Source organism: Curtobacterium sp. 18060, assembly GCF_902706105.1.
GTDB lineage: Bacteria > Actinomycetota > Actinomycetes > Actinomycetales > Microbacteriaceae > Curtobacterium.
Window position 1 is genome coordinate 22,520 of sequence record NZ_CACSJV010000014.1, and the last position, 9,460, is coordinate 31,979.

General features: G+C 67.3%; 8 protein-coding genes and 2 tRNA genes. 7 read left to right on the forward strand and 3 right to left on the reverse strand.

Features of this window, described 5'->3' with window-relative positions; genetic code table 11:
- Positions 1-62 precede the first annotated feature (62 nt).
- The 4 genes from gyrA (at position 63) to GVL05_RS08990 (ending at position 3,400) form a co-directional block, all read left to right on the forward strand.
- Positions 63-2,720, forward strand: coding sequence for a DNA gyrase subunit A (gene gyrA, locus GVL05_RS08975; protein WP_216834274.1), 2,658 nt, complete (start codon positions 63-65; stop codon positions 2,718-2,720).
- Entirely contained in the window at positions 2,713-3,120 is a 408-nt protein-coding gene (locus GVL05_RS08980; RefSeq protein ID WP_027466922.1) for a DUF3566 domain-containing protein, read from the forward strand. Before gyrA ends, GVL05_RS08980 begins: the two co-directional genes overlap by 8 nt.
- Before the next feature lie 75 nt (positions 3,121-3,195).
- Positions 3,196-3,272: transfer RNA gene (locus GVL05_RS08985), tRNA-Ile, on the forward strand.
- A 55-nt stretch (positions 3,273-3,327) separates the two neighbouring features.
- Positions 3,328-3,400: transfer RNA gene (locus GVL05_RS08990), tRNA-Ala, on the forward strand.
- A gap of 368 nt (positions 3,401-3,768) precedes the next feature.
- Here GVL05_RS08990 and GVL05_RS08995 read toward each other — a convergent pair.
- Positions 3,769-4,344 (reverse strand): hypothetical protein, encoded by a 576-nt coding sequence (locus tag GVL05_RS08995; protein WP_123339322.1) that lies wholly within the window; start codon positions 4,342-4,344, stop codon positions 3,769-3,771.
- Positions 4,345-4,461: 117 nt separating this feature from the next.
- Between GVL05_RS08995 and GVL05_RS09000 the strand changes: the two genes are divergently transcribed.
- Positions 4,462-5,001 carry a peptidylprolyl isomerase gene (locus GVL05_RS09000; protein ID WP_111083688.1) on the forward strand — a complete coding sequence of 180 codons (540 nt, stop codon included), beginning with the start codon at positions 4,462-4,464 and terminating at the stop codon, positions 4,999-5,001.
- A gap of 7 nt (positions 5,002-5,008) precedes the next feature.
- Positions 5,009-5,863 carry a rhomboid family intramembrane serine protease gene (locus GVL05_RS09005; RefSeq protein WP_159572918.1) on the forward strand — a complete coding sequence of 285 codons (855 nt, stop codon included), beginning with the start codon at positions 5,009-5,011 and terminating at the stop codon, positions 5,861-5,863.
- 509 nt (positions 5,864-6,372) lie between these two features.
- On the opposite strand, the gene GVL05_RS09010 is transcribed toward GVL05_RS09005, so the two are convergent.
- Positions 6,373-6,627 (reverse strand): cell division protein CrgA, encoded by a 255-nt coding sequence (locus GVL05_RS09010; RefSeq protein ID WP_123292935.1) that lies wholly within the window; start codon positions 6,625-6,627, stop codon positions 6,373-6,375.
- A gap of 81 nt (positions 6,628-6,708) precedes the next feature.
- Here GVL05_RS09010 and GVL05_RS09015 point away from each other — a divergent pair, with 81 nt between their 5' ends.
- Complete coding sequence (locus GVL05_RS09015) at positions 6,709-7,353, forward strand: aminodeoxychorismate/anthranilate synthase component II (RefSeq protein WP_159572920.1); 645 nt, start codon at positions 6,709-6,711, stop codon at positions 7,351-7,353.
- A gap of 214 nt (positions 7,354-7,567) precedes the next feature.
- Here GVL05_RS09015 and pknB read toward each other — a convergent pair whose 3' ends face one another.
- Positions 7,568-9,355, reverse strand: coding sequence for a Stk1 family PASTA domain-containing Ser/Thr kinase (gene pknB / locus GVL05_RS09020; RefSeq protein ID WP_159572972.1), 1,788 nt, complete (start codon positions 9,353-9,355; stop codon positions 7,568-7,570).
- Positions 9,356-9,460: the final 105 nt, after the last annotated feature.

Here is a 9,460-nt window from a genome sequence, read left to right on the forward strand (position 1 = left end):
TCGCGTCCACCGCGACGAACGTCACCACGGCCTCCCGGCCGTCAGAAAGGTAACGCAAGCCAATGGCTGACGACAACGAGAACGCCCCCGACGAGCAGCCCGAGATCGTCCACGGCGACAGCGGGGACATCGTCGTCTCCGGTGACCGCATCTCGCAGGTCGACCTGCAGCTCGAGATGCAGCGTTCCTACCTCGACTACGCGATGTCGGTCATCGTCGGCCGTGCGCTCCCCGAGGTCCGCGACGGCCTGAAGCCGGTGCACCGCCGCGTGATCTACGCGATGTTCGACGGCGGCTACCGTCCGGACCGCGCGTTCTCGAAGTGCTCCCGCGTCGTCGGTGACGTCATGGGGCAGTTCCACCCGCACGGTGACTCGGCGATCTACGACGCGCTGGTCCGTCTGGTGCAGCCGTGGTCGCTGCGCTACCCGCTCGCACTCGGCCAGGGCAACTTCGGCTCGCCGGGCAACGACGGCGCAGCAGCGCCGCGGTACACCGAGACCAAGATGGCGCCGCTCGCCATGGAGATGGTCCGGGACATCGACGAGGACACCGTCGACTTCCAGGACAACTACGACGGTCGGACCCAGGAGCCGGCGATCCTGCCGGCACGGTTCCCGAACCTGCTCGTCAACGGCTCGGTCGGCATCGCGGTCGGCATGGCGACGAACATCCCGCCGCACAACCTGCGTGAGGTGGCCGAGGGCGCGAAGTGGGCGCTCGACAACCCCGAGGCGACGCGCGAAGAGCTCCTCGCCGCGCTCATGCAGCGCATCAAGGGGCCCGACTTCCCGACCGGTGCGCAGATCCTCGGCACCAAGGGCATCCAGGACGCCTACCTCACCGGTCGTGGTTCGATCACGATGCGCGCCGTCGTCAACGTCGAGGAGATCCAGGGTCGCACCTGCCTCGTCGTCACCGAGCTGCCGTACCAGGTCAACCCGGACAACCTCGCGATCAAGATCGCCGATCTGGTCAAGGACGGCAAGCTGGCCGGCGTCGCGGACATCCGCGACGAGACCTCTGGTCGCACCGGCCAGCGCCTCGTGATCGTGCTCAAGCGCGACGCCGTCGCCAAGGTCGTGCTGAACAACCTGTACAAGCACACGCAGCTGCAGGAGAACTTCGGCGCGAACATGCTCGCGATCGTCGACGGTGTGCCCCGCACCCTGCCGCTCGACGGGTTCATCTCGGCGTGGGTCGCGCACCAGGTCGACGTCATCGTCCGCCGCACCCAGTTCCGCCTGCGCGAGGCCGAGAAGCGCGCGCACATCCTGCGCGGCTACCTCGCAGCGCTCGACGCCCTCGACGAGGTCATCGCGCTCATCCGTCGTTCGCCCGACGTCGAAGAGGCCCGCTCCGGCCTGATGGACCTGCTGTCCGTCGACGAGATCCAGGCGCGCGCGATCCTCGAGCTCCAGCTCCGTCGACTGGCCGCGCTGGAGCGCCAGAAGATCCACGACGAGGCCGAAGAGCTCGAGCGCAAGATCGCCGACTTCCAGGACATCCTGGCGTCGGAGACCCGGCAGCGCACGATCATCCGCGACGAGCTCGAGGAGATCGTCGACCGCTTCGGCGACGACCGTCGCACCGAGATCATGCTCGGCTACGACGGCGACATGTCGATGGAAGACCTCATCCCCGAAGAGGAGATGGTCGTCACCATCACCCGCGGCGGGTACGTCAAGCGCACGCGCAGCGACCAGTACCGCTCGCAGCACCGTGGTGGCCGTGGTGTCCGTGGTGCCCAGCTCCGCGCGGACGACATCGTCGAACACTTCTTCGTCACGACGACGCACCACTGGCTGCTGTTCCTCACCGACCAGGGCCGGGTCTACCGCGCCAAGGCGTACGAACTGCAGGAAGCCGGCCGCGACGCCAAGGGCCAGCACGTGGCGAACCTGCTCGCGATGCAGCCGGACGAGCAGATCCAGCAGGTGCTCGACATCCGTGACTACGAGGTCGCGCAGTACCTCGTCCTCGCGACCGAGCACGGGCTGGTGAAGAAGACCGCGCTCACCGAGTACGACACCAACCGCACCGGTGGCATCATCGCGATCAACCTGCGCGACGGCGACAAGCTCCGGCAGGCGCTGCTCGTCGACGAGCACGACGACCTGCTGCTCGTCTCCCGACAGGGCATGTCACTCCGGTTCACCGCGACGAACGACACCCTGCGGCCGATGGGTCGGTCGACCTCCGGTGTGAAGGGCATGTCCTTCCGCGACGGCGACTCGCTCCTGGCCGCACGCGTGGTGGCGGACGACGGCTTCGTCTGGGTGATGACCGAGGGCGGGTACGCCAAGCGCACCGCCGTCGACCAGTACCGCATCCAGGGACGCGGTGGTCTCGGCATCAAGGTGGCGAAGTTGGCGACCGACCGAGGCGACCTTGTGGGTGCTCTCATCGTCGGTGAGGACGACGAAGTGCTCGTCGTGCTGCAATCGGGCAAGGTGGTAAGGTCTGCCGTGGCCGAGGTCCCTGCCAAGGGTCGCGACACCATGGGTGTCGTCTTCGCCAGGTTCGCGGCGAACGACAAGATCATCGCAGTGGCCCAGAACACCGAGCGGAACCTGGTCGACCAGGACGACGCCGAGATCGAGCCAGCGGGCCCGGTGGAGACGGTCAGCCCTTCCGAAGCGGCCCCGGACTCCACTGATCCCATCGACACCGAGCCCGTCGCGGACGAGGCCGGAGAGGACCAGTCAAGCAATGAGTAGTGTCGCCGAGAAGCTCCAGAAGAAGGCGAAGCGACCCGTCGGCACCCGCCAAGTGCGGCTGCGGCTGGTCTACGTCGACTTCTGGTCGATGGTGAAGCTCAGCTTCCTCATCGCCCTGGCCGGCAGCATCGTGATCGTGGTCGCCACGGCGCTGGTGTGGGTCATCCTCAACCAGACGGGCGTGTTCACGCAGGTGGACGCCTTGTTGAAGGACGTCACCGGTCAGAACAGTTACTCGATCATGGACCAGTTCTCACTGGGTCAGGTGCTCGGGTTCTCCATCGTCGTGGGCATCCTCAACGTGGTCGTCGGCACCGTGCTCGGCGCCATCGTGAGCGTCCTCTACAACCTCAGTGTTCGCATCACCGGCGGCTTGCTCGTCGGCTTCACGAACAACTGACACACCCGGGCCGGGTGAGCCGACCGCTCGATTTCGTTCTGCGAGATCCGTGGGGTAGGCTTTCATCCGGTCTGAGGGGCTATAGCTCAGGCGGTTAGAGCGCTTCGCTGATAACGAAGAGGTCCAAGGTTCAAGTCCTTGTAGCCCCACCAGTTCTTCGGAACACACGACAATTCCATCCCGCCGCCGATCACCTCGGTGGCACCCGGGGCCTTAGCTCAGTTGGTAGAGCGCCTGCTTTGCAAGCAGGATGTCGGGAGTTCGATTCTCCCAGGCTCCACTCCACTCCGGGATGACCCTGCTGCGGTCGTTCCTCCCTCCGCCGGATCGTTTCGCCGTGCTGGTCTCGTGCCTTCGGCACGGGCCGCTCCGCGATGGCCGTCTCCGTGCGACATCGTGCGTTCGTCGTCGTCGTCGTGCTTGCTCGGTCCGGGCGGGTGCCGGTGCGCTGAGGTTCCGAGATCTCGGCATCTCGGGCGCTCCAGGGGACGGCCGTGGAACCTCGGCGGCTGGCGTGCGGCATGTCGTGGAACCTCGGCCTCGGCGTCAGCCGGCCAGCCAGTCAGTGGGCGCCTGGTCGCAGCCAGCACCCGGGAACGACGAAGGGCCCCGGCGGAGTGCCGGGGCCCTTCGTACGAACCGTGGAGGTCAGGCGGCAGGCTTCTCCGCCGTGTCAGCGTCGTCGGCAACCCACAGGTCGTCGTCGGCGCGGAGCGTCTGGTATGCGGCGTACGCAGCACCAGCAACGGCGACGACGCCGACGATGATGAGTGCGACACCACCGAAGCCGATGCCCTTCTTCTGCTGCGACGGCACGTACTTCGCAGCAGCCTTCTTGGCCTTCTTGCCCTTCTTCTGGGCGTTCTTCACGATCTTCTTGACCCGGGGGTCCTTCGCGAGGTCGGTGACGCTCAGCACGGAGCCGGCGGTCGACACCAGCCCGGGGATGACCTCGGACTGGAACTTGTGCGAAGCGCTGTGTGCTGCGGACGTCGCAGCGTGCACACCCGTTGCAACCGCGGGACGGATCCCGTTGTCGATCGCGTTCTGCACACGGGGGGCGATGTCCTTGCGGGCTGCGTCGGCTGCGTTCGACCGGGCTTCCGCCAGGATCGCGTTCGCGTGCTCGAGGACCTTGCGCTGCTCTCCGAGGAGCGAGGCGGTCTGGCCCTTGAGCTTCTTGATCTGCTTCCGACGCTTGCGCGGGATCTCGATCGTCGTCATCTGGTACCTCCATCGGATCGGCGTGACACCCATCCTGCCACCAGAGTCCCTGACAGGTCACGGAGCCTCACCTGTGGGTACGGTCCGTACGCAGCCGCTACATGCGAGAATCGGAACATGTCTCTGCACACCGCTGTCGCAACGATCCACACCAACAAGGGCGACATCCGCGTCAACCTGTTCGGCAACCACGCACCGAAGACCGTCAAGAACTTCGTCGACCTCGCCACGGGCAAGCAGGAGTGGACCCACCCGGGTACGGGCAAGGTCTCCACCGACAAGCTCTACGACGGCGTCGTCTTCCACCGCATCATCAAGGACTTCATGATCCAGGGTGGTGACCCGCTCGGCCAGGGCATCGGCGGCCCGGGTTACCGCTTCGACGACGAGATCTCCCCGGAGCTCACGTTCCAGAACCCCTACATCTTCGCCATGGCCAACGCCGGCATCCAGGGCGGCCGTGGCACCAACGGCTCGCAGTTCTTCATCACCACGGTGGCGACGCCGTGGCTGCAGGGCAAGCACACCATCTTCGGTGAGGTCGCCGACGACGAGTCGCGTGCCGTGGTCGACGCCATCGAGGGTGTCCCCACCGACGGCCGTGACAAGCCCGTCGAGGACGTGGTCATCCAGAGCATCGACGTCGAAGGCGTCTGATCCTCACGTGACCGACCAGGCGTACAACCCGAACAACACCTGCTACCGGCATCCGGACCGGCAGAGCTTCGTGCTCTGCCAGCGCTGTGGGCGGACGATCTGCCCGGAGTGCCAGACGCCGGCGGCAGTCGGGGTGCACTGCCCGGAGTGCGTGCGTGAACAGCGCGCACAGTTCGCAGCGAACCGTCGCGCGTCCGGAGCCCCCAGTGGGCTGACGGTCGCGCGACGGCGTTTCGCGATGCTCGACCAGAAGGCGACGGTCGTCATCGTGGCGATCACGGTCGCCATCTGGCTGCTGGACCAGGTCAGTGGTGGCTTCTTCACCAGCCTGCTCGCCTACAACTCGCTGCTGCTGCCCACGCAACCGTGGCGAGTCGTGACCGTGCTCTTCGTCCACTCGGGCATCCTCCACATCGTGTTCAATATGTGGGCACTGTGGATCTTCGGCCGGATGCTCGAGAACATGCTCGGTGCCTGGCGATTCGTGGCGCTGTACTTCATCACGGGGATCTTCGGTTCGATGCTCGTCACGTTCCTCGCTCCCGGTACCTGGGTGGTCGGGGCGTCCGGTGCGATCTTCGGGCTCTTCGCGGCGTTCTTCGTGCTGCAGCGGAGCCTCGGGCAGAACGCAGTGCAGCTCCTCGTGATCATGGGCCTCAACCTGGTCGTCGGGTTCCTCCCGGGGACGAACATCTCGTGGCAGGCGCACGTCGGTGGCATCGTCGGCGGCTTCCTGGTGGGTTTCGTGTTCGCCAAGACCCGGAACGTCCGGCAGTGGCCCCTGCAGATCGGCCTGCTCGTCGCCACCGCCTTGGTGGGCATCGTGCTCACCGCTGTCGGGTACGCGGTCACCATCGGCTGACCCGACCCGGACACACGTCCACCGAACGCCCCGTCGCTTCCGCGGCGGGGCGTTCGTCGTTCCCAGACATCCCTGCGCCCAGCCCGTCGCGCGGCCACGCCCCCCCGGAAGCGACAGCCTGCCGCGGACCTGTCGGCGAGGTCTGACGCTTTCGCAGACAGGACGGCGCAGCCAGCCGCACATTCGTGGCGCGACCGAACGGCGGACGGGAGGCACGGTGCCAGGCCGCCACGGGCCTCCAGTCCGCCGTCCACAAGGCGTCCGCAGAGTTATCCACAGGTGTGGAGAAACCGGTGAGTTACACGCGTGTGATTATCCCCATTGTGGACTCAGCTGTGGATAACTCCGGGGTCGGGGTGTGGATGACGATGTGGAGAGTGTGGAGAAGTGTGGAGAACCGCCCGGATCCTCGATGATCTGGGGACGAGCGGCAGCAAGTCCTGTGGAGAACGACAACGCCCGCCGCACCAAGTGGTGCGACGGGCGTCGGAGTGTCTCGAGGCTGCGGATCAGCGCCAGCGGGTGGTCATGAGGAAGCCGATGAACATGATGCCGAAGCCGACCAGGATGTTCCACGAGCCAAGGCTCGGCACCGGCAGGGTCGCGTTCGAGATGTAGAAGACGATCACCCAGACGAGGCCGATGAGCATGAAGCCGAACATGACCGGCTTGAACCACACCGGGTTCGGGGCGTCCCCGGCGGTGTCGACCGAGTCGGCTCGGGTCCTCCGGGCGGGCTTGGTGCGGTCCTTGTCACTGGCCATGGCCGGTATCCTACCGTGACCACGTGTGTGGATCGGCCCGCAGACCGCTGCACACATCCCCCACGAGTACGGTGAATCGCCATGACCAGGATCCTCGTCGTCGACAACTACGACAGCTTCGTCTACACGCTGAACGGCTACGTCCAGCAGCTCGGGGCCGAGACCGACGTGGTGCGGAACGACGCCTTCCCCGAGTCGGAGATCGCAGACCGCATCGCCGACTACGACGGTGTGCTCCTCTCGCCCGGCCCGGGGACTCCCGCGGACGCCGGTGTCTCCATCCCCACGGTGCACGCGGCGATCGCGTCCGGCACTCCGCTGCTCGGGGTCTGTCTCGGGCACCAGGCGATCGCGGAAGCCCTCGGGGCCACGGTCACGCACGCCGACGAGCTCATGCACGGGAAGACCTCGCAGGTCGACCACGACGACAGCACGCTCTTCGCCGGAGTCCCGCACCCCTTCACGGCGACGCGGTACCACTCCCTCGCGATCGTCGACGGCACGGTCCCCGACGAACTGACCGTGACGGCCCGGACCGGCGGTGGCGTCATCATGGGCGTCCAGCACCGCGACCACCCGCTCTACGGCGTGCAGTTCCACCCCGAGTCGGTCCTGACCGAGGGCGGCTACCGCATGGTCGGCAACTGGCTCGAGACCACCGGCCTGTCCGGTGCCGCTGAGCGCGCCGACGGGCTCGGCCCGCTCATCGCGACCCACCGCGCCTGACGGGCCAGGAGGGCGCGCTCGACGGCGTCGTGCGTCGACGCGCCTGGAGCAGTGGACGCGACGACCCGACGGGCGCACGGACGCGTGGCGGGGAGGCGCCGGGCCTCCTGGCCGTCAGCGTGCCGACGGGAGGCCCGTCACCGGTCCGTCACGCTGCGCGCGTACGCGTGTGGTCGGGTCGACGGCCCCCATGGCGGCGTCCCTGATCGGTTGGTCAGCGACCGTCGCCGTTGTCGCCGCCGTTGTCCCCGTTGTCGTTCCCGTCGTCGGACGGGGCCTTGGTCGGCTGGCTCGACGCGGCGCAGTAGGTCAGGGCGACCGCGCTTCCCTGGGCGACGTCGCCCTGGGGGGTGTCCTGCTGCGTGACGAGGCCACCCGTGCACGAGTACGACGGTGACGGTGTCACGGTCAGGCCGAGCTGCTCGAGCGACGCCTTGGCATCGGCGAACTGCTGGTTCGTGACGTTCGGCAGCTGCACCTTGCCGTTGGAGACCGTCAGGTTGATCACGATGCCCTTGGTGTGGAGCGAACCGGACTCGGGGTCGGAACTCATCACGGTGCCCTCTGGCAGGTCGGACGAGTAGTCGGAACTGATCGCGCCGACGCGGAAGCCGGCGTCCTCCAGCGTCTGCTGTGCGGCTGCCTGGGACTGCCCGTTCAACTCGGGGACCGGGAGCCGCTGGGGGCCGAGCGAGACGACCACGTCGACGTTGGACTTCCGCCCCACGTTGATCCCGGAGCCCGGGTCGGTGCGGATGACCATGCCCTTGTCGACGTCGTCGGAGTTCTCCTCGACCTTGACCGGTGTGAGGTCCTTCTTCTCGAGGGCGCTGACCGCGGCACTGTAGGTCGACCCGGTCACGTTCGGCACGCTCACGGACGACGAGACCGGCGGCTTTCCCGGCTGCAGGTTGGCGACGAAGAACACGACGCCGACGATGACCGCCACCGTCAGCAGGATGCCGACCCAGATCCACGCCACCGGTGGACGGTTCTGGGTGCGTTGCGGGCGGTGCTCGGCGGTGTCGTCGTCGAGCTCGCGGAAGGCCGCGGCCGGGTTCGAGGTGGTGCGCGGGTCGACCCCGAACAGCACCGTCGACGCGTCGTTCGCCGCGTTCTGCTGGATCTTCTTGGTGGACGCCGGAACCCGACCCGAAGCGGCCTGCTGCAGGTCGGAGCGGAACTCGGCGGCGTTCTGGAACCGGCGCGTGCGGTCCTTGACCAGGGCGTGCAGGGTCACGGCGTCGAGTGCCGGAGAGACCTCGGGCGTGATCGAGGACGGAGCGACGGGCTGTTCGCTGACGTGCTGGTAGGCCACTGCCACCGGGGTGTCGCCGAGGAAGGGCGCACGGCCGGTGAGGAGCTCGAACAGCACGACACCGGTGGAGTAGATGTCCGTGCGGGCGTCGACGGTCTCGCCGCGGGCCTGCTCCGGCGAGAAGTAGGACGCGGTGCCGAGGATCGACGTGGTCTGCGCGACGGTGGCCGAGGTGTCGGTGATGGCTCGGGCGATGCCGAAGTCCATGACCTTGACCTGGCCGTTGTGCGTGACCATGACGTTGGCGGGCTTGATGTCGCGGTGCACGACGCCGGCGCGGTGGGAGTACTCGAGCGCAGTCAGGATGCCCTCGGTGATGCGGACGGCCTCGGCCGGAGCGACGGCGCCCTCGGCGATGATGTCGGAGAGCGGACGGCCCTCGACGTACTCCATCACGATGAAGGGGACCTGCACCTCGGCGCCCGAGGTCTCGGTCACGGTCTCTTCACCGGCGTCGTACACCCGGACGACCGTCGGGTGGGCCATGCGTGCAGCTGCCTGGGCTTCCTGCCGGAACCGGGTGCGGAACGCCGGGTCGTTGGCCAGGCTCGGCTTCAGGAGCTTCACCGCGACCTTGCGACCGAGACGGGTGTCGTTGCCGAGGTGCACGGTTGCCATGCCGCCTCGGCCGATGACATCACCGATCTCGTAACGGTTGGCGAGGAGGGTGATCCCCGCGGTCACACCTTCTGGCACGTACTCCTCCGTCTGTCCGTCCGGGCTAGTGTACGGCAGCACCACCTGGTGAGACGCTGGTCGGCGAGGGGTCGACCGAACCGTTACCGAACG

Excerpts from the sequence above, each read along its gene's own strand:
- GVL05_RS08980 (WP_027466922.1), top strand. The coding sequence starts at position 2,713 with ATGAGTAGTGTCGCCGAGAAGCTCCAGAAGAAGGCGAAGCGACCCGTC.
- GVL05_RS08995 (WP_123339322.1), bottom strand. The coding sequence starts at position 4,344 with ATGACGACGATCGAGATCCCGCGCAAGCGTCGGAAGCAGATCAAGAAG.
- GVL05_RS09010 (WP_123292935.1), bottom strand. The coding sequence starts at position 6,627 with ATGGCCAGTGACAAGGACCGCACCAAGCCCGCCCGGAGGACCCGAGCC.
- GVL05_RS09015 (WP_159572920.1), top strand. The coding sequence starts at position 6,709 with ATGACCAGGATCCTCGTCGTCGACAACTACGACAGCTTCGTCTACACG.
- gyrA (WP_216834274.1), top strand. The coding sequence starts at position 63 with ATGGCTGACGACAACGAGAACGCCCCCGACGAGCAGCCCGAGATCGTC.
- GVL05_RS09000 (WP_111083688.1), top strand. The coding sequence starts at position 4,462 with ATGTCTCTGCACACCGCTGTCGCAACGATCCACACCAACAAGGGCGAC.